Here is a 25,400-nt window from a genome sequence, read left to right on the forward strand (position 1 = left end):
CACGATGGGAGGTGACAGCACACGCAACCTGGGGGGAACCATGACGGAGTACGAGAAGGCCATGCGGCCGGAGGACATCACCCGCCTGTTCGTCGAACGCTCCAACGCCGGCGACGCGGCCGGAGTCGCCGCCCTCTACGAGGAGAACGCGGTGTTGGCCTACCCGCCCGGCTCCCAGACCGTCGGACGCCAGGCCATCCGCGAACTGTGGGAGAAGGTCCTGGACGTGCGCCCCCGGTTCACCCCCGAGGAGCCGCTGCCCACCCTGATCAGCGGCGACCTCGCCCTGACCTCCACCCCGCCCAAGGACGGGGCGGGGGCCCGCGCGCAGGTCGTCCGCCGCCAGCCCGACGGCAGCTGGCTGCGCGTCCTGGACCAGCCCGAGTTCGTCACGCCCTCCGCAACCGGCGCCTAGGACCCCGCCCAGATCGGACAGTCGACGTACCCGCGCGCCCCGCCGCCGTAGTGGGTGCTCTCGTCCTCGCGCACCACGGCATGGCCCAGCGCGAACCGGGCGACCAGATCGGGATTGGCGATGAACGGCCGCCCGAACGACACCGCGTCGGCGATCCCCGCCTCGACCACCGCGTTCCCCGACTCCCGCCCGAACCCGTGATTGGCGACCAGGGCACCGTCGAACAGTTTGCGGTAGCGGGCGAACTCGTCGAAGTCCGGCACCGCGTCCGGCCCGGTCAGGGCTCTCCCGCGCAGGTGAAGGTAGGCCAGGGGACGGGTGCCGAGCTCCGCCACCAGGGCGTCGTAGGCGGCGAGCGTCGCCTCGTCGGCGGTGTAGGGGTAGTCGGCGCGGCGCGCCCCGGGCGAGGTGTCGTGCACCGTCCAGTGCGGCGACAGCCGCACCCCGGCGCGGCGCCCGTCCCACGCCGCCGTCACGGCGTCCACGACCTCCAGGAGCAGGCGGCCCCGGTCGGTGCCGTAGGCGTCGGTGCGGCGGTTCAGCCGCGGGTTGAGGAACTGCGCGAGCAGGAACGTGCCGTTCGCGGCGACCTCCACCCCGTCGAACCCCGCCCGGCGCGCCCGCGCGGAAGCCGCGCCGTACTCGGCGACCGTCTCCTCGATCTGCGCGCGTGTCATCTCCCGGGGCGTGACCGTCGCCTTGGGGCCCTCCGCCGTCCAGCACACCTCGCCCGGATCGACCGCCGACGGCCCCGCGGGCCGTGCTCCGCCCCGGTGGTCGGGATGGGAGTGGGCGCCGGTGTGCCACAACTGCAGCACGATGCGCCCGCCCAGCGCGTGGACGAGATCGGTGACGCGGCGCCAGCCCCGCACCTGCCGCTCGCCGTAGACGCCGGGGACGCCGGGGAACCCGATCGCCCCCTCACCGACCCACGCCCCCTCGGCGACGATCAGCCCGGCCGTGGCGCGCTGCCCGTAGTAGGCGGCGTGCAGCTCAGTCGGCTCCAGGCCGGGACCGGACGCGCGCGACCGCGTCAACGGGGCCATCACCACCCGGTTGGGCAGCTCCAGGTCCCCGAGCGCCACCGGCCGCAGCAGCGGCGAACCGCCCGGCTCGCTACCCTCGTCATGTCGGATCATCTGTCTTCCTGCCGTCGTCGTCTCTCGGATGCCACGAAGCAGACGCAACGCGGCACGGAAAGGTGACCGATGCACGACCAACTCGCCGAACGCTTCGAGGCGCACCGCCCCAGCCTGCGCGCGGTCGCCTACCGGATGCTCGGCGACCCCGGCGAGACCGACGACGCCGTCCAGGAGGCGTGGCTGCGGCTCGACCGCACCGGCCCCGCCGGAATCGACGACCTGGAGGCGTGGCTGCGCACCGTCGTGGCCCGCATCTGCCTCGACATGCTCCGCGCCCGCACCTCCCGGCGCGAGGAACCCTACGGATGGCACTCACCCGTCCAGCCCGACGACGGCGACCCCGAGACCGAGACCGTCCTCATCGAGTCCGTCGGCCGCGCCATGCTCGTCGTGCTGGCCACCCTCGGACCCGCCGAACGCGTCGCCTTCGTCCTGCACGACGTGTTCGCCGTCCCGTTCGACCAGATCGCCCCCATCGTCGAGCGCACCCCGGCCGCCGCCAAGAAACTCGCCAGCCGCGCCCGCCACCGCGTGCGCGGCGCCGCCGCCCCACCGGAACCCGAACTCGCCGAACAGCGCCGCGTCGTCGAGGCGTTCCTCGCCGCCGCCCGCAGCGGCGACCTCGACGCCCTCCTCGGCGTGCTGGCCCCCGACGTCGTCCGCCGCGCCGACCGAGCCGCCCTCACCCCCGGCCGCCCCGCCGTCCTGCGCGGCGCCGACTCCGTCGCCCGCGAGATGCAGCTGTTCGGCCGCCGCGCCGGATACGCCGGACCCGCCCTCGTCGACGGGACGATCGGCGCCGTCGTCGCCCCGCACGGCCGCCTCCTGCTCGCCATCGCCATCACCGTCCGCGACGGCCGCGTCACCGGCTACGAGATGATCGCCGACCCCGCCCGCCTCACCGCCCTCGACCTCGCCGTCCCCTGACCGATTCCTACAAGACCGCGCCGCCCGAACCGTCCTACGTTGGCCCCATGAGCAGCGAACTCTCCGAACTGACCAACGTGGGACCGGCCGTCGCCGCCTACTTCGGCCGCATCGGCATCACCGCCGTCGCCCAACTCGAAGGCCAGGACCCCGTCGAGCTGTACGAGCGGATGTCGGCCGCCTACGGTCGCCGCCTCGACCCCTGCCTGCTCGACACCGTCATGTCCGCCGTCGACCAGGCCGACGGAAAGCCCGCCCGCCACTGGTGGCACTACACCCCCGAACGCAAACGCCTCCTCGCCGGCACCCGCCCCTGATTCCCCACCGTGCCCGCACAGACCCGAAGCCTCTGACTACGCGGCGTTCAGCCTTCGGGTGAGCGGTTCCGTGGCATCCGGCCACGGAGCCTCCACGAAAACCCGTTGGCGGACCACGGCGGCCACTGCTACTTTTCCGGAAGCCGTGCCAGAGGACGAGGAGGTGGTACCCGTGAACATTGCGACATGGGTGCTCCCCTCCGGGGTCACGGTCGGACGGTAGGTCGTCCGGGAGCGCCGTTCACGAGCACTCCCGAAAGGCACGACCATGCACTTCACCTCCGAGCGGCGCCTCGACGACGGCGTCCTCGAACGCGAATTCACCCTCGGCGAGATCCCCGGCATCCTGTGGACGCCCGGATCCGCATCCTCATCCGCGCCGGCCCCGCTGATCCTGATCGGCCACCCCGGCGGACTGCACAGGATGCGCCCCCGACTGGCGGCCCGAGCCCGGCACTCCGCGGCGGACGGCTTCGCCGCGGCCACCATCGAGCTCCCCGGAAGCGGTGACCGCCCCCGCTCGGCCGCCGCCGAGCAGGCCCGCGCCGACCTGCACCGGGCGCTGGAGGCCGGCGAGCCGGTCGGCGAGGAGATCGTCGACCGGCTCGTCCTCCCGCTGGTCGACAAGGCGGTCCCGGAATGGCGGACCGCCCTGGACGCCCTCCTCTCGCTGCCCGAGATCGACGGCCCGGTCGGGTACTCGGGTGGAGTGATCTCCATCGGCGTCCGGCTGGCGGTGGTCGAGCCGCGCATCTCGGCCGCCGTTCTGTTCGCCGGGAGTTTCGTGCCCCGCACCATTGTCGAGGAGGCCCGCCAGGTCACCATTCCGCTGCACGTCCTGCTGCAGTGGGACGACGAAGGCAACGACCGGCAGGCCGCCCTGGACCTGTTCGACGCCTTCGGCGCCAAGGAGAAGACACTGCACGCCAACATGGGCGGGCACACCGGCGTCCCGCAGTTCGCGGGGGACGCCGCGGCCCAGTTCTTCACCCGGCATCTGAGCTAGCCGCCGGCCGCCGGCCTGCAGAATGGTAGGCGGTGCCGGCCGGGCGTACCGGCCGTCGTCGGTACGCCCGGCCGGGACGGCGGAGGCCGCCGGCCGACCACTCCGAGGGGTTCGCCGCTGCGGTACCACCTGACGCGATGACACCGGTGGGAGGTCAGCGCCCGGTCGCGCCGTCGATCTGTTCGCGGAGGATGTCGGCGTGGCCCGCGTGGCGGCCGGTCTCCTCGATCATGTGGGTCAGTGCCCAGCGGACGCTGGGGGCGGTGCGCCCCGGCCGCCGTCGGGGAACGGGTGCGCCGAGGTCGGTGCACCCGTCGAGCACTTCGTTCGCGCGCTCGACCGCCTCCCGGTAGCGGGCCACGATGTCGGCCACGCCGTCGGTCGGCGCGGCCTGGAACGTCGCCTGCCAGTCGGTGACGTCCTCCCCGAGGAACATCGAGCGTTCGACGAAGGTCAGGTGGTGGAGCAGGCCGAGCAGGTTGGTGCCCGAGGGCACCGCGGCCGCTCGCACCTGCGGCTCGGGCGCACCCTCGACCTTCGCGGCGATCGAGGTCCGCAGATAGTCGAGGAACCCGCGCAGGGTCCCGGCCTCGTCGCCGCCGGTGCGGGGCGGCGGGGTGTCGCCGCGGCGGGCGCGGCGCGTGGTGCTGGGCACGGTGATCTCCTCTTCGCGGGACCGGCGCCGACCGCCGGGCCGCAGCGCGTCGTCGGCGGCAGGCCTGTGGTGGCTCTGCGGCCAGTCTTGGCAGGGGCGCCGCGACTCGGCACGAAATCTTGCGGTTCCGGCAAAGAGGGACCTGGATCCGCCCGGAAGGTGGCGGAGCGGCAAGGGCGTGGAATCACAGGCGTCCGCCCAGGGGAGTGCGGTGCGCGCGGACCGTCCGGTGGCTGATCCGCCAGCCGTGCGGGGTGCGGACGACGGTGTCCTCGTAGGTCACGCTGCCGACGGTGCCGTCCGCGTTGACGCCGAGCCCCTTGGAACGCGCGTGCACCCGGTCGCCGGCGGCCTCGGTGAGGACGATGTTGGTGACGTGATGCCCGACGGGGTTGAGTTCGCCCACCGCACGCGCGGCGGCGGCGCATGCGGCAACGCCGAGCAGGGGCTCCTGCCCGAAGTCGGTGACGTCGTACACGACGTCGGGGGTGAACAGCTCCTCCAGCCGGTCCAGATCCCCGCTGTCGCACAGGTGGCCGTGCATGGAGATCAGCTCGGTGATCTCGGTGCGGTCGTCGGCGGTGAACGCCATGGCTCCTCCTCAGGTCCGGCCGGAGGCATTAAACGGGGAGGTCCCCGTTTAATGCCCCGCTAGACTAACCGGGGACGTCCCCGTTCGACAACCAGGGAGCCGCGATGACCGCCGCCGCCGGCCGGGCGCGCCGTGCCGACGCCGAGCGCAACGCGCGGCTGCTCGTCGCGGCCGCCAGGGAGCTGTTCGACGAGCGGGGCCCGGGCGCCCCCCTGGACGAGATCGCCAAGCGCGCGGGCGTCGGCAACGCGACCCTCTACCGGCACTATCCGACCCGCGACGACCTGCTCGCCGCCGTCTACGCCGACGAGGTCGCCGCCCTGTGCGACCGGGGCGCCGCCCTGCCGGCCGAGGCCGGCGCCGGCGAGGCGCTCCACGCCTGGCTGGAGGCCTTCGCCGTCCAGGTCGCGACCGGGCGGGCCCCGGCCTTCGCGGGCGCGGGCGACGACGACGCGCGGCGCACCGAGCTGTTCGCGCGCTGGCACGCCGCGCTGACCTCCACGGCGGAGACCCTCCTCGCGCGAGCGCAGCGGGCGGGTGACGTCCGCGGCGACATCACCGTGGCCGAGGTGCTGACACTGGCCCACGCCATCGCCACCTCCTGCACCGACCCCGGCCAGGTCCGCCGCCTGCTCACGATCGTCCGGCACGGCCTGACCTGACCGGCGGCACCCGGCGTCCCTCGGCCAGTTCGAGGCGGGCGCCGGTGAACGCGGCGCGCAGGCGCCGGTCGTGCGTGACCACCACCAGCGCGCCCTGGTAGGAGGCCAGCGCCTCTTCCAGTTGCTCCGTGAGCATCGGCGACAGGTGGTTGGTCGGCTCGTCGAGCAGAAGCAGGTCCCGGGGCTCGCCCACCAGCCGCGCCAGCTCGACCCGGCGCCGCTGCCCATGGGACAGCTCCCCGAGGCGCAGCCCCAGGTCGGACGGCCGGAACAGGCCCAGGGCGAGCAGGGCGTCCGCGTGCTCGTCGGGGCTTCCCGGACGTCCGTGCGCGTAGGCCTGCAGCACGGTGCGGTGCCCCGCGCCGGTCGGCCCGTCCTGCCGGAAGAACCCGACCCGGCAGGACCGCCGCACCTCGCCCGCGTCCGGGCGCAGTTCTCCGGCGAGGACCCGCATCAGGGTCGTCTTGCCCGCTCCGTTCGGGCCGGTGACGAGCAGCCGCTCACCGGCGTGGACGGTCAGGGACTCCAGGCGGAGCCGCCCCGGCACCACCACGCCGTCGAGCGCGGCCACCTCGTCCCCGGCGGCGCCCCCGGTGGCGGGGACGGCGGTGAAGCGCAGCGGCTCCGGGGGCGGCGCGGCGGGGTGATCGTTGAGCCGGCGCAGCCGTTGCCGGGACTGCCGGATGCGCCCGGCGGCGCCGTGGGTGCGCGAGCGCGCCCGCCAAGCGCCGGTGCCCATGCCCGCCTTGACCGTCCTGCGCGGGATCGCGGCGAGCCGGCCCGCGTTGGCGGCCACCAGCGCGGCGTGCCGGTCCAGCTCCGTCCTCCACTCCTCGTGGGCCCGCGCCTGCGCGGCGCGTTCGGCGGCCTTGGCGGCGAGATAACCGGCGTACCCGTCGCCGTAGCGGCGCACGTGCCCGCCCTCCACCTCGACCACGGCGGTGGTCACCCGCTCAAGGAACATCCGGTCGTGCGTGATCGCCACGACCGTGCCCCGATGGGCGCGCAGGCGCTGTTCGAGCCAGGCCGTGGCCTGATCGTCCAGGTCGTTGGTCGGCTCGTCGAGCAGCAGCAGCTCGGGGGCGGAGGCCAGCGTGGCGGCCAGGGCCAGCCTGGAGAGCTCTCCGCCGGAGAGCGTGTCCAGCGGGCGGCCCCGGTCGAGCCCGGGAAGCCCGAGCCCGTGCAGCGCGACGTCCACACGAAGGTCGGCCTCGTATCCGCCCCGCGCCTCGAACTCCGCCACCACCTCCGCATAGGCGTCCAGGCCCGGGGGCTCCTGCGCGTCCGTCGCGCCAAGCGAACGTTCGGCGGCCCGCATCCGGGCCTCGAGGTCGCGCAGGTCGGCCAGTGCCAGGTCGACGGCGTCGGCGACGGTGGCCGCCGGCGGCAGCGCCAGCGACTGCGGCAGGTACCCGACTCCGCCGGGCGCGACGGCCACGCGTTCGCCGTTGTCCGGACGCTCGACGCCCGCCATGAGCTTGAGCAGCGTGGACTTCCCGGACCCGTTGTCGCCGATCACTCCGAGCCGCTCGCCGGGCCTGACGGTGAGCGAGACCCGGTCCAGGACGACGCGGGTGCCGTAGCGCTTGGTGATCTGGTCGAGTGCCAGTTGGGCAGGGGCGCGCAGAGCGCCACCTCCTTCCAGTCGGTGCGGACAGCGTTCAGGGTCAGCCAGGGGCCTTACGGCTGAGCTGCTCCCAGGCCCGGTACTCCTCGGTCCGTGCCCGGTCCATCTGCTGGACCATGTCGTAGGAGGCGGCGCCGACGATCAGCCGCAGGGGCGGCTCGTCCAGGTCGGCGAGCTCCATGACCACGGGGGCCGCGGTGCTCGGATCGGGTCCGGCGTCCTCGCCCCACATCTCGGCCAGCCGGACGCGCAGCGGCTCGTACTCCGGGAGCGGCGGGGTCACCGTGGTGCCGCGCGTGAACAGGTCCGTGCCGTACCCGCCGGGCTGCACGATCGTCACCTTGACCCCGAACGGCGCCACCTCCATCGCCAGCGCCTGGCTCAGCGAGTCGAGCGCGCTCTTGCTCGCCGCGTAGAACCCGGCGGACGCGACCCCGCCGCCGGTCCCCATCGTGGTGACCTGCAGGATGTGGCCGGAGCCCTGCGTGCGCAGGTGCGGCACCACGGCTTGGGCCACCCAGACCGCGCCGAAGAAGTTGACGTCGAACTGGGCGCGGATCTGCTCCTCGGTCGCCTCCTCCACCATGCCGAGCAGCATGGCCCCGGCGTTGTTGACCACGACGTCCAGCCGCCCGAACGTCGCCGCCGCACGGTCCACCACCGTCCGCACGGCGGCGCGGTCGCGGACGTCCAGCGTCAGCCGTGCGAGGCGGTCGGGGTGGTCGGCGGCCAGGTCGTCGAGCGGGGTCAGGTCGCGCGCGGCGGCCACGACGCGGTCCCCGGCGGCGAGCGCCGCCTCGGCGAACGCCCTGCCCAAGCCCCTCGACGCACCGGTGATGAACCAGACCCGGGCGGTCGTCATGCACGCTCCTCGCTCCTCGGAGACGAGACGGTCCGTCTCGTATGACACGAGTATGGGGATGTGCCGCCGCTGAGTCAAGACGGACCGTCTCGTCTCGTCGGAGGTATACTCCCGGCCGTGTCCAGCACCAGAAAACCGAACCCCGCGCGGCGCAGCGAGCGATCCCGAAAGGCCGTCCTGGCCGCCGCGCGCGAACTGGTCTCCGAACTCGGGTACGCCAAGGTCACGATCGAGGCGATCGCCGCGCGGGCGGGAGTCGGCAAGCAGACCATCTACCGCTGGTGGCCGTCCAAGGGCGCGGTGATCTTCGACTCGTTCCTGGCGCTCAGCGAGGGGGAGGAGGGCGTCCGGCTCCCCGACACCGGCGACATCGAGGCCGACCTCAGGACCGTCATGCGGGCGACGGTCGCCGAGTTCGCCGACCCGGCGTTCGAGACGCCCCTCAGGGCGCTCAACACGCAGATCATCGATGACCCCGACCTGGCCGGCCTGTACCGCGAGAAACTGGCCGGCCCCCTCGACCAGGCCAAGAAGGAACGACTGCGCAGCGCCCAGCGGGCGGGCCAGTTGCGCGCGGACGCCGACCTCGACCTGGTGCTGGAGGTGCTGTACGCCCCGCTCTACCAGCGCTGGCTGCACCGCTCCGGCCCGCTCAGCCCCGAGTACGCCGACGCGCTCGTGGACGTCGCCCTCCGCGCCTTCGCCCCCTGACCCGCGTCAGAGAGGCCGCAGGTCTGGTCCGGTGTTCCCGCCCGGCCCGCGCACCCACGGGCCGACCGGAGTCCGCGGTGATCATGGCGAGGTTCACCCTGTGATCGAGCAGGCGCGTCAGGGGTGCTGCTCCTTGTGGGGGTGGGTGGGCGTGGGGTGGTCCTGGGTGGCGGCCCAGGTGGCCAGCAGGCGGAGGTTGTCGGCGCTGGGGGTGTCGGGGGCGGCGGTGTAGATGAGGAGTGTGAGCGCCGGGTCGGAGGTCAGCGTCATGGCCTCGAAGTGGAGTTCCAGGTCGCCGACGGCGGGGTGGTGGAGCCTTTTGACCCCGGCGCGGTGGTGGCGGACGTTGTGGTCGGCCCAGCGCTTGCGGAAGACCTCGCTGCGGGTGGACAACTCGCCGATCAGGTCGGTGAGGTTGCGGTCGTGGGGGTTGCGGCCGGCTTCGGCGCGGAGCATCGCGGCGACGTCGTCGGCGGCCTTGTCCCAGTCGGTGAAGAAGTCCCTGGCGGCGGGGTCGAGGTAGATGAAGCGGGCGGTGTTGGCCGGCCGGCGCGGGTCGGCCAGGATCGGCGCGTACAGGGCGCGCGCGAGGCGGTTGGTGGCCAGGACGTCGTGGCGGTCGTTGCGGATCCAGGCGGGTGCGTCGCTGATCGCGTCCAGCATGTGCTGCAGGGCCGGCGGCGGGGGCTTGGTCGGGCTCCTGCGGCGGGTGGCGGGAGCGGGGCCGGTGGCCCGGCGCGCGAGCTCGAACAGGTGCTCGCGCTCGGCGTCGTCGAGTTGGAGGGCGCGGGCGACGCCGTGCAGGACGCCGTCGGAGGCGCCGGACAGGTTGCCGCGCTCCAGGCGGACGTAGTAGTCGACCGAGACCCCTGCGAGCAGGGCGACCTCCTCGCGGCGCAGTCCCTTGACCCGCCGGTTGCCGCCGTAGGCGGGCAGCCCGGCCTGCTCGGGGGTGATGCGGGCCCGGCGGGAGGCGAGGAACTCCTTGATCTCGGTGCGGTCGTCCATGCCCTTCTCGCCCATGCCCTTCACGGTATGCGGGCGTCGGTCGACGCAGCAGGTACTGGCATTACCTGGAACGACAGGCACTCCCGGGGCCCGGCAAAAGAACGTTTGCTGGGGATGGGTCGCTTTGCCGACCTGCCCCGCTCGGACCGTGATTCCTCTGGGTAGGGGTTCTGACCAGCGTTGACGTAAGGAAGTTGGATATGCGAGCAGTGTTCATGTACGGGGCCGGGGACGTGCGGGTCGACACCGTGCCCGATCCGGTCCTGTCCGAGCCGACCGACGCGCTGGTGCGGGTGGTGACGGCCTGCATCTGCGGGTCGGACCTGCACCCCTACCACTCGATGCCCGCCGGCCAGGCGTCCCCAATGGGCCACGAGTTCATCGGCGTGGTGGAGGAGGCCGGCTCGCAGGTTTCCACGGTGAAGCGGGGCGATCTGGTGATCGCGCCGTTCGCCTGGTCGGACGGCACCTGCGAGTTCTGCCGCGAAGGCCTGCAGACCTCCTGCCTGCACGGCGGTTTCTGGGCCAGGGAGGGGATCGGCGGCGGCCAGGCCGAGGCCGTCCGGGTGCCGCTGGCCGACGGGACGCTGGTGAAAGCCCCGGTCGGTGAGGATTCGGAGCTGCTGCCGGACCTGCTGACGCTGTCGGATGTGTACGGGACGGGCTGGCACGCCGCCAAGCGTGCGGGCGTCGGCCAGGGCGATTCGGTCGTGCTGATCGGCGACGGCGCGGTCGGGCTGCTGGCGGTGCTGTCGGCCCGGCGGTCGGGCGCCGAGCAGATCGTGCTGATGGGGCGGCACAAGGACCGCACCGACCTGGGCGGCGAGTTCGGCGCGACCGACGTGGTCGCCGAGCGCGGCGCCGAGGGCATCGCCAAGGTCCGCGAGCTGACCGGGGGGCACGGCGCCCGCAAGGTGCTGGAGGCCGTCGGCCACATGCCCGCCTACACCCAGGCGGTCGGCGTGGTCCGGCCCGGCGGGGTGATCTCCCGGGTGGGAGCGCCGCAGTACGAGGAGGCGCCGGTCGGGTTCGCGAGCCTGTTCGGCCCGAACGTCACCCTGACCGGCGGGCCGGCACCGGCCCGCGCCTACATCGAGGAGCTGATGCCGGCGGTGCTGGACGGCTCGGTGCGGCCGGGCAAGGTCTTCGACCGCACCGTCGACCTGGACGGCGTCCCCGACGGCTACCGGGCCATGGACCGCCGCGAGGCGCTGAAGGTCCTCGTCCGGCCGTAGTGGGGCCGAGGCCCGGATCGACCTGTAGACGACCGTACCGGGAGGCGCGATTCATGATCTTGACCTTGAACAACGGCGTCTCGATGCCCGCTCTCGGGTTCGGGGTGTACCAGACGCCGCCCGACGCCACCGCCGAGGCGGTGCAGACCGCCCTGGAGACCGGGTACCGGCTGATCGACACCGCCGCCGCCTACGGCAACGAGCGTGAGGTCGGCGAGGCGATCCGCCGCTCGGGCCTGGACCGGGACGAGGTGTTCATCGAGACCAAGGTGTGGATCAGCGACTTCGGCCACGAGGAGACCCTGCACGCCTTCGACAAGAGCTCGGGCAAGCTCGGCGTCGACCGCATCGACCTGTTCATCCTCCACCAGGCGCTGCCGACCCGCTTCGACCTGACCCAGGGCGCCTACCGGGCGCTGGAGACGCTGCTGTCGGACGGGCGCGTCCGCGCCATCGGCGTCAGCAACTTCATGCCCGAGCACCTGGACGCCCTGATGAAGGAGGCGGGCGTGGTGCCCGCGGTGAACCAGGTGGAGGTGCACCCCTACTTCACCCAGCCCGAGGTGCAGGCCGCCGACGCCGACCGGGGGATCGTGACCCAGGCGTGGTCGCCGATCGGCGGGATCACCAGCTACCGGGGCACCGGCGCCGCGACCAGCACCTTCGACGACCCGGTGATCGTCGGGATCGCCGACGCCCACGGCAGGACCCCCGCCCAGGTCATGCTCCGCTGGCACCTGCAGGAAGGACGCTCGGCCATCCCCAAATCGGTGCGGCCCGAACGCATCGCCGAGAACTTCGGGGTGTTCGACTTCGACCTCACCGACGCCGAACGCGCGGCCCTGGACGCCCTCGACACCGGCATCCGCCACGGCCCCGACCCCCGGGACATCACCTTGGAGGCCTACGGCAGCCCCATCCCCGAGGCCTGATGGCACCGCCGATTCCGACGAGGAGGACCATGGAGATTCTCAAGCGGCAGCCCACCAGCAAGGCCCCGGCCGACTGGTTCACCGGAGACGTGTGGTGGGACGTGATCTACGCCGGGCAGGAGCCGTCAAGGATGCGCGCCAACCTGGTGCGGTTCTCGCCCTGCGCCCGCACCGACTGGCACTCGCACGCGATGGGCCAGACCCTGCACATCGTGTCGGGCGTCGCCCTGATCCAGTCGCGCGGCGGCCAGATCATCGAGGCCCGTCCCGGCGACACCGTCCACACCCCGGCTGGTGAGGAGCACTGGCACGGCGCCACCCCGGACGCCTTCATGGAGCACCTGGCCTTGTGGGAGGGGCCCGGACCGGACGGCGGCCCCGAGACGGTGTGGGGCGAGAAGGTCACCGACGCCGAGTACCAGGGGCCCCGTACCCCGGCGACCTAGCGGACACCGGGACGGACATCCGGCCGGCTACGGCTCGGGACCGCTGAAGGGAGGAGAGGACGGGAGAAGGAGATGACCGCGACCATGCCCACCACAACCGACCGCTGAGGAGAACGACGATGTCTTCGCCCGCAACGACCTGGAACGACGACGAGTTCGCCCGTATCAACAGCGCCGACGAAATGCAGATCGCCTCGCGCCGCGACGGGGGCTCGCTGAGCAGCCCGCGCACGATCTGGATGGTGGAGGTCGACGGCGACCTGTACGTCCGCTCGGTGAACGGGCCCGGCTCGGTCTGGTTCCGCGCCACCCGCCAACGCCGTCAGGGACGCATCCAGGCCGGCGGCGTCACCAAGGACGTCGCCTACACCGACGTCGGCACCGGCGTCGACCCGGGCCTCAACGACCGGATCGACGCCGCCTACCGCACGAAGTACCACCGCTACTCGGCTCCGGTCGACAGCATCACCAGTCCACAGGCGGCGACCACCACGATGCGCCTCACCCCGCAGCCCGCTCAGGGGTGAGCGGCCGGACGAGCACCGAGATCAGTGAAGTGCCAGCGGGGTGCAACGCCGTACCTCGAGACCATCGGACCGGACACGCATCCCGATGCCCGCTCCGGCCACGGCCAGGGGCGCCTGGATCGACCGCCAGGACGCCTGTCGGAGCCTGGTCCTACGGTGAGGCGCCATGGACGAGGAGACGTTGGTCGTTCCGGCGGTGTGGCGGCGCCGGTTGCATCCGCGGCGGGGCGGCACGCCCGGCACCGTGCTCAAGCTCGACCCCGCGGCGGGCGACGCGCTCTCCGAGAAGATCCGGGCGCGGTCGGCCGATGTCGAGGACGTGCTCGGCAACCCGCGGAGCGACCCCGGGCTCGTCGCAGCGGCCCGGCGGTACCTGAGCGGCGAGGACGACCCGCTCGGCGCCTCGGTCGTCGGGCAGATCGCCGTCCGCAAGGAGTCCGGGCAGGACGAATCGCACACCCTGCTCGTGGACGCCTGGTGCGCCGAGCGCGGTGCCGCGTTCGCCGCCGCCGCGGTCGCGGGCCTCAGCAAGGCCGAGCCCACGTGGCGGTGGATCGAGCAGGGCGTGCGGCACGAGGCGTGGGTCCGGCTGCGGGACCCGCACGAGAAGTACGGCCACTGGTGGGGGATGCGCGGTGCGCTGGTCCGGATGCGGGCCGTTCTCGCCGCCGTGGACGACACCGAGTACGAGCGGGCGGTCTCGCGCCTGGCGGAGTACCGCGGCAACATCCTGCTCCGCTCCGTCACCACCTACCTCGTGCCCACCCGGCAGGACTGGGTCGAGGAGTCGTTGGCCGAAACCGGCGGCCCGCTGGACTACATGTACTCCTGGATGCTGTGGTGCTCCATCGCCTCCCCGGCGCAGCTGGCCCGCCTGGGCGTCCTGGGATGGCAGGCGGGCAACGCCGAACTGGTGACCACCGCCGTGGACGGTGTGGGCGCTGCCCTAGCGCCGCCGCTGGCCCACGCCTACGACACGGCGCACAACGCCAAGGCCCGCGAGAACAGCGCCGAGGCGCTGGCGGTCCTGCCCACCGACGAGGCGTTCCAGGCCCTGGTGGACCGCGCCGACCAGGACCGTGTCAGGCCCGCGCTGGCGACGGCGATGAAACGGTTCCCCGCGCGGGCGGCGCGGCTGCTGGGCGGTGCGGCGGCGGGCACCGGCAAGGCCGCCGAGGTCGCCGCCGAACTGCTGGAGGAGCACCTGCTCACCCACCCCGAACTGGGCGAGGGGGGTAAGGCGGGGCCGGCGCGCGTGCCCGACGCCGCGGCGCGGGAGCTGCCCGCCTCGCTGGTGACCCCGCCCTGGAGCCGCCGGCGCCGCGAGCGCCGGGCCGTGGTGATCGACGGGCTGGTGCCGCCGGACGTCGCCGCCGTCCGCTGGAAGCGCGGCGAACGCGAGGCCTGGTCGCCGTCCGGCCGATGGTGGGACCGGGACGGCTGGGTCGGCAGGATCCTCGACCACAAGGCGGGGCGGCTGGCCTACTGGCAGACGCTGGAGCTGTTCGCCGAGGGGCCCGAGGAACTGGTGCGGCCCCTGTTCGCCGCATGGGCCGCCGGTGACCCGCCCCTCACCTGGTACAAGAAGGAGATGGCGGCCCGCTACGAACTGGACGCCGCCCCGCTGCTGACCAAGGCCGCCGCGGACGCGCCCGCCTCCGACGGCGAGGTGCTGCTGCCGTTCCTCACCCCGCGCATCGCCGCGCTCATGGCGGACTGGGCGCTGCGGCTGAAGTCGGCGCGGCCCGTCGCCCACGACTGGTTCGCCCGCCACCGGATCGCCGCCGTCCCGCAGCTCATCCCCGCGGCGCTGGGCCCGGCCGGACGCGAGCGCCGCGCCGCGCAGCTCGCTCTGCTGCACATCGCCGGGAACGAGAGCGCGGAGGCGGTCGTGGAGGCCGCCCGCGTCCACGGCGACCGCGCCGCCGCCGCGATCGCGGACCTGATGACCGCCGACCCGCTCGACCTGGTCCCGCTGCGCGCGCCGACGATCGGCGGCTGGGCCGACCCGGCGCTGCTGCCGCAGATCCTGACCGTCCGGCGCGACCGGGCGCTGCCCTCCGGTGCGACGCGCCACCTGCTGCTCACGCTCGCGCTCGAACACCCCGGCGGGGCGCGCCCCGACCTCGCCGATGTCGAACGGGCCTGCGACCCCGAGTCGCTCGCCGCCTTCTCCTGGGCGGTGTTCGAGCGGTGGGAGGCGGCCGGGCACCCGGCCAGGGACGGCTGGGCGCTCACCCAGCTCGGCCTGCTCGGCGGCGACGAGGCCGCCCGCCGCCTCACCCCGCTGATCCGCGCGTGGCCCGGCCAGAGCCGCCACAGGAACGCCGCCGCCGGCCTGGACGTCCTGGCCGAGATCGGCACCGACGTCGCGCTCCTGCACCTGCACGGCATCTCCCAGAAGCTGCGGTTCACGGCCCTCAAGGAGCGCGCCCGCCAGAAGATCGACCAGATCGCCGGCGGCCTCGGGCTCACCGAGGACGAACTCGCCGACCGCCTGGTGCCCGACCTCGGGCTCGACGCCGCCGGCACCCTCGTCCTGGACTACGGGCCCCGCCGCTTCACCCTCGGCTTCGACGAGCAGCTCAGGCCCTACGTCCTGGACGACGCGGGCAGGCCGCGCAAGGCGCTGCCCAAACCGGGCGCCAAGGACGACCCCGACCTCGCCCCCGCCGCCCACAAGCGGTTCGCGGCGCTGCGCAAGGACGTGCGCGCCGTGGCCGCCGGCCAGGTGCGCAGGCTGGAGTCCGCCATGGTCCAGCGGCGCTCCTGGGCCCTGCCCGACTTCCAGCGGCTCCTGGCCGGCCACCCGCTGCTGCGCCACATCGTCCGGCGGCTGGTGTGGCTCACCGGCGACGGCACGGCCTTCCGGGTCGCCGAGGACGGCACGCTCGCCGACTCCGCCGACGACGCCCTCGTCCTGGACGGCGCCGCCCGGGTCCGCGTCGCGCACCGCCTCGACCTGGCCGCGGGGGACCTGGCCGCCTGGACGCAGGTGTTCGGCGACTACGAGATCGCGCAGCCGTTCCCGCAACTGGACCGCCCCGTGTACGCCCTCGGCGAGGAGGAACGCCGGACCGGCCGCCTCGCCCGGTTCGACGGCGCCACGGTCCCGCTCGGGCGGCTCCTGCGCCTGGAGCACGACGGCTGGGAGCACGACATGCCCGCCGACGCCGGCATCGTCGGCGGGATGACGCGCGCCCTTCCCGGCGGCGTGGCCGCCGGGCTCGGCTTCGAGCCCGCGGTCGCGATCGGCGACCGCGACCCCGCCGAGCTCGTCACGATCGGCGGCGTCCACGTGACCGGCGACCTGGATGCCGTCCAGGCCAGCGAACTGCTCGCCGAACTTACCGCGGCCACCCAGGGATGACGGCGGCACCGCGTGACCGCGGCGGGGGCTGAAATCCCGGCAAAGCTTGCGCCTGCCGCGGTGCGGGGCGCCCGGAATGCCCGCCCGGACGCCGTTAACGTGCAGGAATGCCGCAGACGCCCGGCCAGCCGCCCGGCGACACGCCCGGCGCTACGCCGGCCCATGAACCGCCCGACGCCCCCACCCCCGAGCAGACCCCCCAACGGTCGCACCAGATGCCGCCGTGGCTGCCCAAGGCGTTCGCGCTCGCCGGCGGGAGCGTGCTGGCGTTCCTGGCGGGCCTGTGGCTGTTGGGGCGGCTGCGCGAACTGCTGCTGCTCCTGCTGATCTCGCTGTTCCTGGCCTTCGCGATCGAGCCAGCGGTGAACTGGCTCGCCGCGCGCGGATGGCGCCGCGGCCTGGCGACCGCGGCGATGTTCGTCGTCGTGGGGCTGCTCATCGCAGGGTTCCTCGGCGGTATCGGGTCGCTGCTGGCGGCCCAGGTCACCAACCTGATCGGCGGGTTCCCCGGCTACGTCCGCCGGTTCGTCGGATGGGTGAACGCCACGTTCGGGACGCACCTGTCGCAGCAGACGGTCTTCCAGCGGCTCCCCACGGTCACCGGCGCGCTGTCGCGGCACCTGTCGGACCTCGCCGCGAACGTGTGGGGATTCGGCACCACCGCCCTCGGCGTCCTCTTCAACACCCTCGGCGTCCTGCTGTTCACCTTCTACCTGTCCGCCGAGGGCCCCCGGTTCCGCCGGACCGTGTGCTCCCTGCTTCCGCCGCACCGCCAGCGCGAGGTCCTGCGCGCCTGGGAGATCGCCGTCGACAAGACCGGCGGCTACATCTACTCCCGGGGACTGCTCGCCCTCATCTCCGGCGTCGCCCACTACGCCGCCATGGCCGGGCTCGGCGTCCCGTACGCGGCGGCCCTGGCACTGTGGGTGGGCGTGGTCTCCCAGTTCATCCCGGCCGTCGGCACCTACCTGGCCGGGGCCGTGCCGGTCCTCATCGCCCTGACCAGGTCACCGAGCACGGCGCTGTGGATCCTGCTGTTCATCATCGCCTACCAGCAACTGGAGAACTACCTGCTGCAACCGCGCATCACCGCCCGGACCCTGGACATGCACCCGGCGGTCGCGTTCGGGCTCATCCTGGCCGGCGCCGCCGTCGCCGGGCCCATCGGGATCCTGCTGGCGATCCCGCTCGGCGCCAGCCTCCAGGCGTTCGCCGGCGCGTACGTGCGCCGATACGAGGTGGAGGAGCATCCCCTGACCAAGCCGGACGCGCCCCCCGGGCGCTGGTGGCGGTGGCTGCGCCGCGGCTGAGGCTTTACCGGATCGGGGCCGGTTCCGGAGCGGATCGTCGAGCATTGCCGTGGACGGGAGCCGCCCGCCGCGGCTACCGTGCCGGGAGGAACCTTGATCATCAGGCAGCTCGGGGGCGGGAGGGAGCCGTCATGTACCGTCCCCGCACGCGCCGGCGCCGGTGGCTCGCCGGCATCACGGCCGGAGCGCTCGCGGTGACCGGCCTCGGCGCATTGGACGCGTCCGCCGCGCAGGCCGCGCCGCACGCCGGCAAGGATCCGCGGCTGATGCGGATCCTGCGGTCGATGTCACTGCAGGAGAAGGCCGCGCAGCTGTTCGTCCTGCAGGTCTACGGCAAGAGCGCCACCACCGCGGAACCGGCCGACGTCGCCGCCAACCGCAGGCTGTACGGGGTCGACAACGCCGCGCAGGTCGTCGCCCGCTACCACCCCGGCGGCTTCATCTACTACGGCGACAACGTCACCGACCCGCGGCAGCTCGCCGCGTTCTCCAACGGCATCCAGCGCGCCGCCGCGGCGCAGCCGCTGCGCGTCCCCGCCACGATCGCCATCGACCAGGAGGGCGGCATCGTCGCCCGCGTCCAGCCGCCCGCGACGCAGTCGCCCGGCAACATGGCCCTGGCCGCCGGGCGCCGCAGCGGCGACGCCCGCGCGCTCGCCCGCATCACCGGCGGCGAACTGCGCGCCATCGGCGTCAACCAGGACTACGCGCCGGACGCCGACGTCAACGTCAACCCGGCCAACCCCGTCATCGGCGTCCGGTCCTTCGGCTCCGACCCCGCCCTGGTGTCGGACATGGTGACCGCGCAGATCGGCGGCTACCGGGCCGGCGGGGTGACCCCGACCGTCAAGCACTTCCCCGGGCACGGCGACACCACCACCGACAGCCACACCGGCGTCCCGCACATCGACCACACCCGCGCCGAATGGGAACGGCTCGACCTGCCCCCGTTCCGCGCCGCGATCAAGCAGCGCGTCGACTCCATCATGACCGCGCACATCGTCGTGCCGTCGCTGGACCCCTCCGGCGACCCCGCCACCCTCTCGCGGCCCATCCTCACCGGCATCCTGCGGGACCGCCTCCACTACCGCGGCGTCGTCGTCACCGACGCCCTGGACATGCAGGGCGTCCGCGACAAGTACGGCGACGAGAACATTCCCGTCCTGGCCCTCAAGGCCGGCGTGGACGTCCTGCTGAAGCCGCCCGCCGACGCCCAGGGCAACGGCGTGTTCCCCCGCCAGCTCGCCGCGGTCGTCAACGCCGTCAAGTCCGGCGAGCTGACCGAGAAGCGCATCGACGAGTCGGTCTACCGGATCCTGGAGCTGAAGCAGCGGCGCGGCCTGTTCCGTGACCCCTACGCCGACGAGTCGAAGATCGGCCAGGTCGTCGGGACGCCCGAACACCTGGCCGCCGCGCAGCGCGCCACCGACCGCACCACGACCCTGGTCAAGAACGGCGCCGGGGTCCTGCCCCTGCGCCCCGGCGCCCGCAAGGTCCTGGTCACCGGATGGGGCGTGTCCACCACCGCGTCCCTCGGCACCGAGCTCGCCCGCCGCGGCGCCACCGCGACCATCCGGCAGACCGGCCTCAGCCCCGGTCAGGCCCAGATCGACGAGGCCGTCGCCGCCGCCCGGGACCAGGACCTGGTCGTCGCCGTCACCAACCGCGCCTGGGACGTCAAGCAGGAGCCCGGTCACAACGGGCCCGGGCAGACGGAGCTCGTCAAGGCGCTCGTCGCCACCGGCAGACCGGTCGTCGTCGTCGCCGTCCGCGACCCCTACGACATCGCCTGGTTCCCCGAGGCGACCACCTACCTGGCGACCTACTCCTACACGGCCGAGGCGCTGCGGTCGGCCGCCAAGGTCCTGTTCGGCGAGCTGGACCCGCGCGGGCGGCTGCCCGTCGCCGTCCCCGCCCGCGACGAACCGGGCACCGTCCTCTACCCGTTCGGGCACGGCCTGGACTACTGACCCGCCGGACCGGGCCGCCGCACGTGCGGCGGCCCGGTCGCGGAACGGCAGCCGCTGCCGCACCGGAACCGGGCCGGGTTCGCACCAAGGGACGCGCGGGCGCGCGTCACACCCGGCGGGCGCCGATCGACTTCATCAGCGTCGGCCACACCGCGCCCGCCTCACGCACCCACGCCGGCCAGTTGTGCCGGCCGTCGCCGTAGATGTGGGCGGTGTGGGGGATGTTCAGCTGCTCCAGCCGCTTCTGGAAGTCCTTGTTGTTCGCGCCGACCGCGATCTCGCTGAGCAGGCCGATGTCCCACGGCGCCACATCGGGGTCGCCGGGGCCGGGGCGCCCGGTCGTGCCGGCGGAGAAGTACAGGCCGGTGCCGCGCAGCTTGGGCGCCAGCGAGTACGGGTCGTGCGCCGCCCAGTTGGCGTCGTCGGACCACGGGACGCCCCATATCGCGAACGGGTCCTGGCCGTTGCCCGCGTTGGTGAACATCAGCAGCGCCGGCATCCCGATCGAGCGCATCGACAGGATCCCGCTCAGCGACGCCGCGTACTTGAACATCCCCGGGTGCCGGGCCGCGTAGGACATCGCGCCGGCACCGCCGGAGGAGTTGCCGATCACCGCGCGCAGCGCGCCCGCGTGGTAGTTGCGCTCCATCAGCTGGCGCACCTCGGCGGTGTGGAAGGTCTCCCACCGGGGAGTCCCGCCCTTGCCGTAGTTGTACCAGTCGGTGTAGGAGCCGTTGTCGCCCTCCGGCATGACGACGATGACGTTGTACTTGGCCGCCCACGCCTCGATGTCGGTGTTGCGCGTCCAGGAGGTGTAGTCGTCCTGGCCGCCGTGGTAGGCGTACAGCACCGGCCACGTCGCCGTCGCGTTCCGCGTCCAGTTCTTCGGCAGCAGGATGCGGGTCTTGACCGCCTTGCCCAGGGCGGGGGAGTCGATGGCGATGTCGACCTCGTGGGAGGCGATCTTCTTCTCCGCGGTGATGCGCGCCCCGTCGTCCGCCCTGACCGGTCCCGCGAACGCCTGCGCGGGACCGGTGCCGACCGCGCCGAGGCCGGCCGCCAGGACGGCGGTGATCGCCCCCGAGGCCAGCGAGCGCCGCCAGGTCACCCGGTGCGGTCGGCGGCGGACGGTCGGTGTCGTGTGCAAGGCTCACCTCGCGGATCAGGCCCGACCCCCGCGGCCGTGCGACTTCCGCAGAGTGTCCTCGCCTCCACCGAAATGATCTACGTGGGCCGGTTACAAGATTTCTCGGTGCGGCTGTGGAGAAGTGAGTGATTCAGCCCCCGGCGGCGGCGGTCCCGGCCAGCAGCGCGGCCAGATCGCGGGGCCGGGAGAACATCGGCCAGTGCCCGGTCGGCAGTTCGTGGTACGTCCAGCCGGGCCCGGTCATCATCGAGAACACCGGGTGACCGCCTTCGCCCATCTCCCTGACCGCGGCCAGCGGGATCGTGGTGGCGATCAGCGTGCGGGGCGTGGTCGGCAGCGGGTCGGGGCGGGTGAGCGCCTGCGTCGCGGTGCCGAACGGCTGGGGCGTGCCGCGCTCGCGCATCGCCGCCAGGTGCTCGCCGGTCAGGCCGGCGAGGTTGACCGGGTCCTCCTGCGGATCGAACGCCGGAACCGGGATCTTCCAGCCGTCGCCGTGCTCGGCGACGGCCTTCTCCAGGTCCGCGCGCGAGACGGGGTCGTGGAAGTCGATGCCTGCCAGGCCGGACGGCATGGGGCCGGTGTCGACGTAGACGACCCGGGCGATGCGCTCGGGGATCCGGTCGGCGGCGCCGGTGACCGCCATGTTCGCTCCGCTGTGCGCGACGAGGACGACCCCGGTCAGGTCGCCGTCCTCGATGAGCCGCAGCAGGTCGTCGACCTGCGCGCCGACGTCGGCTCCGGGCCCGACCCCGGAGGCCCGCTCGGCCTGCCCGGCCGGCGTCACCGCGCGCACCTCGTGGCCCGCGGCCCGCAGGTCCGCCGCCACCTCGTCCCACGCCCAGGCGCCCAGCCAGTACCCGGGCACCAGTACGAACGTCGTCTTGCCAGTGGTCGTCATCGGTCGTCCTCTCGGTGGATGCAGTACCCACGCTAGGGTCGATACCGGACAGAAACCGCCCGGATTGAGCGAGTGACCCGTGCCACACCCCGCGCCGTCCCATCCGACGACCCGCGTCCTGGCCATGCTGGAACTGCTGCAGGCCAACCCCCGCATGGGCGGGGCGGAACTGGCGCGGCGGCTCGGCGTGGACGAGCGGACCGTCCGCCGCTACGCCGCCCGCCTGGACGATCTCGGCGTCCCCGTCGTCGCCGAACGCGGCCGCTACGGCGGCTACCGGCTCATGCCCGGCTACAAGCTGCCGCCGCTCATGCTCACCGACGACGAGGCCACCGCCGTGGTGCTGGGGCTGCTGGCCGGACGGCGGGTGGGGCTGCCCGGGCAGGCCACCGAGAGCGCCCTGGCCAAGGTGCAGCGCGTCCTGCCCGCGGCGCTGCGCGACCGCGTCCAGGCGCTGCGGGACACGCTCGGGTTCACCCTCGCCGCCCGGGACTCGGCCGCGCCCGACACCGGCGCCGTCCTGACCCTCGCCGCGGCGGCGAGGGAGCAGCGCCGCGTCCGGATCCGCTACCGGTCCTGGCAGGGCGCCGAGACCGAGCGCGACCTGGACCCCTACGGGCTGGTCTTCCACTCCGGACGCTGGTACGTCACGGGCCACGACCACCGCAGCGGGGAGATCCGCACGTTCCGCGTCGACCGCGTCGCCGCCGCCGAGCCCGGCACCGCCCGCTTCGAGATCCCCGATGACGTCGACCCCGTCCAGCACGTCACGCGGTCACTGGCGCGCGTGCCCTACACCCACGAGGTCGAAGTGCTGCTGGAGACGACCCTCGCCGAGGCGCGGCGCCGCATCCCCGCCACGACCGCGACGTTGACCGAGGCCGCCGGGGGAGTGGTGATGACCACGCGCGCCGAACGCCTGGACGGAATGGCGCGGATGCTGGCGGGTGTGGGCTTCCCGTTCGTCATCCGCCGGCCCGAGGAACTGCGCGGCCACGTCCGCGACCTGGCACAGGCCCTGCGGGAGCAGGCCGCGCGGTGACCGCGGGCAGGGCCCGTCAGGAACCGGCGCGGGCGTCCCACTCGTGGCGCAGCATCGCGTAGACGACCTCGTCGCTCCACTCGCCCTTGACGATCTCGTTCTGCACCAGGTGCGCCTCGCGGCGCAGCCCGAGGCGCTCCAGGACGCGGGCGGACGCGGCGTTGCGGCCGTCCAGCCGCCCGCAGACGCGGTGCAGGTCCAGCCCCTCGAAGCCCAGCCGCAGCACCACCTCGGCTGCCTCGGTGGCGAACCCCTTGCCGTGGTAGGCGGGGTTGAAGATGTAGCCGATCTCGCCCTGGCGGTGCTCCCGGCTGCGCCACTGCAGGTTGACCTCGCCGATCAACTCGCCGGTCTCGCGCCACTCCACTGCCAGGACCAGCCAGTCGCCCTCCTTCTCCACGGTGGAGGCGCTCATCTTCTGCTTCAGGAACGACCGCGACTCCTCCAGGGAGCGGGGCTCCCAGTACAGGAAGCGGGCCACCTCGGGCAGGGACTGGTAGGCGTACAGGCCCTCCAGGTCGGTCTCGCGAAACGGCCGCAGGATCAGCCGCTCGGTCTCGATCGGGTAGGCGGGACGGAGCATGCGATGATCCTATTCAGGGGATTCGGTCTTGTGCGACCCGTAATTCCCCGGAAACATGCTCCGCCCGCCGACCTGCGCTATAGCCGGTGCGCCCCGTGCTCGTCCTCGGTGCCGTTCTCGGCGCCGTCCTCGACGCCGGTCTCGCGGCGCTCCTCCTCGTCGAAGGCGCGGGTGTCGCGGAACTCCACGTACGGCTCCTCCTTGGGGGGCTGCCCGGCGGCGATCGCGCGGCTGCGTTCGAGTTCGGCGTCCAGTTCGGCACCCAGCAGGATCGCCAGGTTCGTGATCCACAGCCACACCAGGAAGATGATGATCCCCGCGAGGCTGCCGTAGGTCTTGTTGTAGGAGGCGAAGTTCGCCACGTACAGCGCGAACAGTCCGGACGCCACCAGCCACAGCAGGATCGCGAGCGCGCTCCCCGGCGTGACCCAGCGGAATCCGCGCTTGGCGTTGGGGGAGGCCCAGTACAGCAGCGAGAACAGGAAGCCGACCACCACCACCAGGACCGGCCATTTGGCGATGCCCCAGACGGTGACCGCCTCGGAGCCGAACCCGAGCGTGTCGCCGACCTTGCGCGCCAGCGGCCCGGACACCACCACCGCGATCACCGACGCCGACAGCAGCACCAGCGTCAGCAGCGTGACCCCGATGCGCAGCGGCACGGTCTTCCAGAGCGGCCGGCCCTCGGGCACGTCGTAGATGGCGTTGGAGGCGCGCATGAACGCCCCGACGTAGCCCGACGCCGACCAGACGGCGGCCGCGAGGCTCAGCACGGCGACGACGCCCGCGCCCCCGGTGCCGCCCTCAAGCTGCCTGATCGAGCTGACGAGCAGGTTCCGGACCGCGCCCGGCGCCAGGCTCCCGACGTTCTTGACCAGGTTGTCGGTGGCCGACTGCCCGGCCAGACCGACCAGCGACACCACCACCAGGATCGCCGGGAAGATCGACAGGATGGAGTAGTAGGTGAGAGCGGCGGCCCAGTCCGAGAGGTCGTCCTTCTGGAACTCGCCGAGGGTGCGTTTGAGCGTCTGCCCCCACGACCGCGCGGGCAGGTCGGTGGGGGCTCCAGGTCGCTTGCGCATGTGTGTCTTCTTCCCGGCCACTCAGGACCGACCGGTGCGGCGCACAGTGACGGCGCGCTTCTGCCCGAGGCGCATCCGCACCTGTACCGGGGCCTTGCGGCCGCCTCTCAGCCGCAGGTGCGGCATGGTCCGCGACGTGCGGCGGCGGCGCAACCACACCGCGCCCAGCGCGAGCGCCCCGGCCGAGGCGATGACCACACCGCCCTGGCGCGCCCGCGCCTTGCCCTGCTCCGAACCCGCGATCTCCCGCGCCGACGCCGCGGCGCCGCGGGCCCTGCCGCGCGCCTGCTCGACCTTCTGCCGCGCCATGGCCTTCACGTCGGCCTTGGCCGCGAGCTGCTCCACCGTCTCACCGAGCTCGTGCCGGGCCCGGTCGACCTCCTGACGCAGTTCCTCGGTGCCCGCCTCGGCGCCGTGCTTGCCCTGCATCGTCATCGGTGCGTCGCCCTCTCCTTCAGTTCGGCCACGGCCAGCTTCGCCTCGTCCATGGCCTGCTCGGGCTTGGGTGGTGTGGCCCGCCTGGTCTGCGCCCGGCCCATCAGCGCCAGCACGCCCGCCACCACCAGCAGGAACACGCCGATGATCAGCGCGGCCGCCCACACCGGCAGTGCCAGCGCGATCGCGGCCACCGCCGCCGCCAGCAGCACCCCCACCCCGTAGAGCGCGACCAGCGCGGCGCCGCCGAACAGGCCGGCTCCGGTGCCGGCGTGGCGGCCCTTGTCCTTGAGCTCGGCGACGGCCAGGCGCATCTCGGCCCGCATCAGGTCCGACACCTGCTGTGCGGCCTGCCGGACCAGCTCGCCCGTTCCCGCCTCGTGGTGCTCGGCGCGGAACTCCGGTGCGCGTCCGAAGTCCTGCCGGTGCGCGCCCGTCGTTCCGGCCTGGCCGTCTCCGTCATGTTGCTGCCGCACGATGCTCATGCCTCCAGGCCCCC

General features: G+C 73.4%; 26 protein-coding genes. 14 read left to right on the plus strand and 12 right to left on the minus strand.

Annotated features, from left to right (window positions below; genetic code table 11):
* Positions 1-40: 40 nt before the first annotated feature.
* On the plus strand, positions 41-415 hold the full coding sequence (locus BJ999_RS21140; RefSeq protein WP_179834901.1) for a YybH family protein: 375 nt from the start codon (positions 41-43) through the stop codon (positions 413-415).
* Here BJ999_RS21140 and BJ999_RS21145 read toward each other — a convergent pair.
* Entirely contained in the window at positions 412-1,554 is a 1,143-nt protein-coding gene (locus tag BJ999_RS21145; RefSeq protein ID WP_179834902.1) for an alkene reductase, read from the minus strand. The genes BJ999_RS21140 and BJ999_RS21145 overlap by 4 nt on opposite strands.
* 69 nt (positions 1,555-1,623) lie before the next feature.
* Between BJ999_RS21145 and BJ999_RS21150 the strand changes: the two genes are divergently transcribed.
* The 3 genes from BJ999_RS21150 to BJ999_RS21160 all read left to right on the plus strand — a co-directional run bounded on the left by BJ999_RS21150 (position 1,624) and on the right by BJ999_RS21160 (position 3,807).
* On the plus strand, positions 1,624-2,484 hold the full coding sequence (locus tag BJ999_RS21150; protein WP_179834903.1) for a sigma-70 family RNA polymerase sigma factor: 861 nt from the start codon (positions 1,624-1,626) through the stop codon (positions 2,482-2,484).
* 47 nt (positions 2,485-2,531) lie between these two features.
* Positions 2,532-2,801, plus strand: coding sequence for a helix-hairpin-helix domain-containing protein (locus BJ999_RS21155; protein ID WP_179834904.1), 270 nt, complete (start codon positions 2,532-2,534; stop codon positions 2,799-2,801).
* Positions 2,802-3,069: 268 nt separating this feature from the next.
* A complete protein-coding gene (locus tag BJ999_RS21160) occupies positions 3,070-3,807 on the plus strand; it encodes a dienelactone hydrolase family protein (RefSeq protein ID WP_179834905.1) in 738 nt (245 codons plus the stop codon).
* A 154-nt stretch (positions 3,808-3,961) separates the two neighbouring features.
* Here BJ999_RS21160 and BJ999_RS21165 read toward each other — a convergent pair whose 3' ends face one another.
* Together BJ999_RS21165 and BJ999_RS21170 are read right to left on the minus strand one after the other, a co-directional pair.
* Positions 3,962-4,462: a DinB family protein gene (locus BJ999_RS21165; RefSeq protein ID WP_179834906.1), complete on the minus strand. Its 501-nt coding sequence runs from the start codon at positions 4,460-4,462 to the stop codon at positions 3,962-3,964.
* Positions 4,463-4,646: 184 nt separating this feature from the next.
* On the minus strand, positions 4,647-5,054 hold the full coding sequence (locus tag BJ999_RS21170; protein WP_179834907.1) for a nuclear transport factor 2 family protein: 408 nt from the start codon (positions 5,052-5,054) through the stop codon (positions 4,647-4,649).
* A 104-nt stretch (positions 5,055-5,158) separates the two neighbouring features.
* On the opposite strand from BJ999_RS21170, the gene BJ999_RS21175 reads away from it, so the two are divergent.
* Positions 5,159-5,716, plus strand: a complete 558-nt coding sequence (locus tag BJ999_RS21175; RefSeq protein ID WP_179834908.1) for a TetR/AcrR family transcriptional regulator — start codon at positions 5,159-5,161, stop codon at positions 5,714-5,716.
* Here BJ999_RS21175 and BJ999_RS21180 read toward each other — a convergent pair.
* Together BJ999_RS21180 and BJ999_RS21185 are read right to left on the minus strand one after the other, a co-directional pair.
* Positions 5,688-7,343, minus strand: coding sequence for a TlrC/CarA/OleB/SrmB family ABC-F type ribosomal protection protein (locus BJ999_RS21180; RefSeq protein WP_179838698.1), 1,656 nt, complete (start codon positions 7,341-7,343; stop codon positions 5,688-5,690). The two genes, BJ999_RS21175 and BJ999_RS21180, sit on opposite strands and share 29 nt — an antisense overlap.
* Before the next feature lie 40 nt (positions 7,344-7,383).
* Positions 7,384-8,205: an SDR family NAD(P)-dependent oxidoreductase gene (locus tag BJ999_RS21185; RefSeq protein WP_179834909.1), complete on the minus strand. Its 822-nt coding sequence runs from the start codon at positions 8,203-8,205 to the stop codon at positions 7,384-7,386.
* Between the two features lie 117 nt (positions 8,206-8,322).
* On the opposite strand from BJ999_RS21185, the gene BJ999_RS21190 reads away from it, so the two are divergent.
* Positions 8,323-8,916 carry a TetR/AcrR family transcriptional regulator gene (locus tag BJ999_RS21190; RefSeq protein WP_179834910.1) on the plus strand — a complete coding sequence of 198 codons (594 nt, stop codon included), beginning with the start codon at positions 8,323-8,325 and terminating at the stop codon, positions 8,914-8,916.
* A gap of 117 nt (positions 8,917-9,033) precedes the next feature.
* Here BJ999_RS21190 and BJ999_RS21195 read toward each other — a convergent pair whose 3' ends face one another.
* Complete coding sequence (locus BJ999_RS21195; protein WP_373292839.1) at positions 9,034-9,939, minus strand: helix-turn-helix transcriptional regulator; 906 nt, start codon at positions 9,937-9,939, stop codon at positions 9,034-9,036.
* A 185-nt stretch (positions 9,940-10,124) separates the two neighbouring features.
* Here BJ999_RS21195 and BJ999_RS21200 point away from each other — a divergent pair, with 185 nt between their 5' ends.
* The 7 genes from BJ999_RS21200 to BJ999_RS21230 all read left to right on the plus strand — a co-directional run bounded on the left by BJ999_RS21200 (position 10,125) and on the right by BJ999_RS21230 (position 19,714).
* Positions 10,125-11,159, plus strand: a complete 1,035-nt coding sequence (locus tag BJ999_RS21200; RefSeq protein WP_179834911.1) for an alcohol dehydrogenase catalytic domain-containing protein — start codon at positions 10,125-10,127, stop codon at positions 11,157-11,159.
* 53 nt (positions 11,160-11,212) lie between these two features.
* Positions 11,213-12,091 (plus strand): aldo/keto reductase, encoded by an 879-nt coding sequence (locus tag BJ999_RS21205; RefSeq protein ID WP_179834912.1) that lies wholly within the window; start codon positions 11,213-11,215, stop codon positions 12,089-12,091.
* A 29-nt stretch (positions 12,092-12,120) separates the two neighbouring features.
* A complete protein-coding gene (locus tag BJ999_RS21210; RefSeq protein ID WP_179834913.1) occupies positions 12,121-12,537 on the plus strand; it encodes a (R)-mandelonitrile lyase in 417 nt (138 codons plus the stop codon).
* 119 nt (positions 12,538-12,656) lie between these two features.
* Positions 12,657-13,064, plus strand: coding sequence for a DUF2255 family protein (locus BJ999_RS21215; RefSeq protein WP_179834914.1), 408 nt, complete (start codon positions 12,657-12,659; stop codon positions 13,062-13,064).
* A 166-nt stretch (positions 13,065-13,230) separates the two neighbouring features.
* On the plus strand, positions 13,231-16,434 hold the full coding sequence (locus BJ999_RS21220) for a DUF4132 domain-containing protein (RefSeq protein WP_179834915.1): 3,204 nt from the start codon (positions 13,231-13,233) through the stop codon (positions 16,432-16,434).
* A gap of 107 nt (positions 16,435-16,541) precedes the next feature.
* Positions 16,542-17,744: an AI-2E family transporter gene (locus BJ999_RS21225; protein WP_229810569.1), complete on the plus strand. Its 1,203-nt coding sequence runs from the start codon at positions 16,542-16,544 to the stop codon at positions 17,742-17,744.
* A 131-nt stretch (positions 17,745-17,875) separates the two neighbouring features.
* Positions 17,876-19,714: a glycoside hydrolase family 3 protein gene (locus BJ999_RS21230; protein ID WP_179834916.1), complete on the plus strand. Its 1,839-nt coding sequence runs from the start codon at positions 17,876-17,878 to the stop codon at positions 19,712-19,714.
* Between the two features lie 106 nt (positions 19,715-19,820).
* Here the strand turns inward: BJ999_RS21230 and BJ999_RS21235 are convergent, their stop codons facing one another.
* Both BJ999_RS21235 and BJ999_RS21240 read right to left on the minus strand, forming a co-directional pair.
* Positions 19,821-20,861 carry an alpha/beta hydrolase gene (locus tag BJ999_RS21235; protein WP_229810568.1) on the minus strand — a complete coding sequence of 347 codons (1,041 nt, stop codon included), beginning with the start codon at positions 20,859-20,861 and terminating at the stop codon, positions 19,821-19,823.
* Between the two features lie 130 nt (positions 20,862-20,991).
* Positions 20,992-21,759 carry an alpha/beta fold hydrolase gene (locus tag BJ999_RS21240; RefSeq protein WP_179834917.1) on the minus strand — a complete coding sequence of 256 codons (768 nt, stop codon included), beginning with the start codon at positions 21,757-21,759 and terminating at the stop codon, positions 20,992-20,994.
* A gap of 79 nt (positions 21,760-21,838) precedes the next feature.
* Between BJ999_RS21240 and BJ999_RS21245 the strand changes: the two genes are divergently transcribed.
* Positions 21,839-22,801, plus strand: coding sequence for a helix-turn-helix transcriptional regulator (locus BJ999_RS21245; protein WP_229810567.1), 963 nt, complete (start codon positions 21,839-21,841; stop codon positions 22,799-22,801).
* A 16-nt stretch (positions 22,802-22,817) separates the two neighbouring features.
* Here the strand turns inward: BJ999_RS21245 and BJ999_RS21250 are convergent, their stop codons facing one another.
* The 4 genes from BJ999_RS21250 to BJ999_RS21265 form a co-directional block, all read right to left on the minus strand.
* On the minus strand, positions 22,818-23,384 hold the full coding sequence (locus BJ999_RS21250) for a GNAT family N-acetyltransferase (protein ID WP_179834918.1): 567 nt from the start codon (positions 23,382-23,384) through the stop codon (positions 22,818-22,820).
* Positions 23,385-23,461: 77 nt separating this feature from the next.
* Positions 23,462-24,466 carry a YihY/virulence factor BrkB family protein gene (locus tag BJ999_RS21255; protein ID WP_179834919.1) on the minus strand — a complete coding sequence of 335 codons (1,005 nt, stop codon included), beginning with the start codon at positions 24,464-24,466 and terminating at the stop codon, positions 23,462-23,464.
* A 21-nt stretch (positions 24,467-24,487) separates the two neighbouring features.
* Positions 24,488-24,901, minus strand: coding sequence for a DUF3618 domain-containing protein (locus BJ999_RS21260; protein WP_179834920.1), 414 nt, complete (start codon positions 24,899-24,901; stop codon positions 24,488-24,490).
* The gene (locus BJ999_RS21265; protein ID WP_179834921.1) at positions 24,898-25,386 is read right to left on the minus strand and encodes a phage holin family protein; all 489 of its coding nucleotides are present in this window, start codon (positions 25,384-25,386) and stop codon (positions 24,898-24,900) included. Before BJ999_RS21265 ends, BJ999_RS21260 begins: the two co-directional genes overlap by 4 nt.
* Positions 25,387-25,400: the final 14 nt, after the last annotated feature.

The sequence above is a fragment of the Actinomadura citrea genome (assembly GCF_013409045.1).
Classification (GTDB): domain Bacteria; phylum Actinomycetota; class Actinomycetes; order Streptosporangiales; family Streptosporangiaceae; genus Spirillospora; species Spirillospora citrea.

Excerpts from the sequence above, each read along its gene's own strand:
- BJ999_RS21140 (WP_179834901.1), top strand. The coding sequence starts at position 41 with ATGACGGAGTACGAGAAGGCCATGCGGCCGGAGGACATCACCCGCCTG.
- BJ999_RS21145 (WP_179834902.1), bottom strand. The coding sequence starts at position 1,554 with ATGATCCGACATGACGAGGGTAGCGAGCCGGGCGGTTCGCCGCTGCTG.
- BJ999_RS21150 (WP_179834903.1), top strand. The coding sequence starts at position 1,624 with ATGCACGACCAACTCGCCGAACGCTTCGAGGCGCACCGCCCCAGCCTG.
- BJ999_RS21155 (WP_179834904.1), top strand. The coding sequence starts at position 2,532 with ATGAGCAGCGAACTCTCCGAACTGACCAACGTGGGACCGGCCGTCGCC.
- BJ999_RS21160 (WP_179834905.1), top strand. The coding sequence starts at position 3,070 with ATGCACTTCACCTCCGAGCGGCGCCTCGACGACGGCGTCCTCGAACGC.
- BJ999_RS21170 (WP_179834907.1), bottom strand. The coding sequence starts at position 5,054 with ATGGCGTTCACCGCCGACGACCGCACCGAGATCACCGAGCTGATCTCC.
- BJ999_RS21175 (WP_179834908.1), top strand. The coding sequence starts at position 5,159 with ATGACCGCCGCCGCCGGCCGGGCGCGCCGTGCCGACGCCGAGCGCAAC.
- BJ999_RS21185 (WP_179834909.1), bottom strand. The coding sequence starts at position 8,205 with ATGACGACCGCCCGGGTCTGGTTCATCACCGGTGCGTCGAGGGGCTTG.
- BJ999_RS21195 (WP_373292839.1), bottom strand. The coding sequence starts at position 9,939 with ATGGGCGAGAAGGGCATGGACGACCGCACCGAGATCAAGGAGTTCCTC.
- BJ999_RS21200 (WP_179834911.1), top strand. The coding sequence starts at position 10,125 with ATGCGAGCAGTGTTCATGTACGGGGCCGGGGACGTGCGGGTCGACACC.
- BJ999_RS21205 (WP_179834912.1), top strand. The coding sequence starts at position 11,213 with ATGATCTTGACCTTGAACAACGGCGTCTCGATGCCCGCTCTCGGGTTC.
- BJ999_RS21210 (WP_179834913.1), top strand. The coding sequence starts at position 12,121 with ATGGAGATTCTCAAGCGGCAGCCCACCAGCAAGGCCCCGGCCGACTGG.
- BJ999_RS21215 (WP_179834914.1), top strand. The coding sequence starts at position 12,657 with ATGTCTTCGCCCGCAACGACCTGGAACGACGACGAGTTCGCCCGTATC.
- BJ999_RS21220 (WP_179834915.1), top strand. The coding sequence starts at position 13,231 with ATGGACGAGGAGACGTTGGTCGTTCCGGCGGTGTGGCGGCGCCGGTTG.
- BJ999_RS21225 (WP_229810569.1), top strand. The coding sequence starts at position 16,542 with ATGCCGCAGACGCCCGGCCAGCCGCCCGGCGACACGCCCGGCGCTACG.
- BJ999_RS21230 (WP_179834916.1), top strand. The coding sequence starts at position 17,876 with ATGTACCGTCCCCGCACGCGCCGGCGCCGGTGGCTCGCCGGCATCACG.
- BJ999_RS21240 (WP_179834917.1), bottom strand. The coding sequence starts at position 21,759 with ATGACGACCACTGGCAAGACGACGTTCGTACTGGTGCCCGGGTACTGG.
- BJ999_RS21250 (WP_179834918.1), bottom strand. The coding sequence starts at position 23,384 with ATGCTCCGTCCCGCCTACCCGATCGAGACCGAGCGGCTGATCCTGCGG.
- BJ999_RS21255 (WP_179834919.1), bottom strand. The coding sequence starts at position 24,466 with ATGCGCAAGCGACCTGGAGCCCCCACCGACCTGCCCGCGCGGTCGTGG.
- BJ999_RS21260 (WP_179834920.1), bottom strand. The coding sequence starts at position 24,901 with ATGACGATGCAGGGCAAGCACGGCGCCGAGGCGGGCACCGAGGAACTG.
- BJ999_RS21265 (WP_179834921.1), bottom strand. The coding sequence starts at position 25,386 with ATGAGCATCGTGCGGCAGCAACATGACGGAGACGGCCAGGCCGGAACG.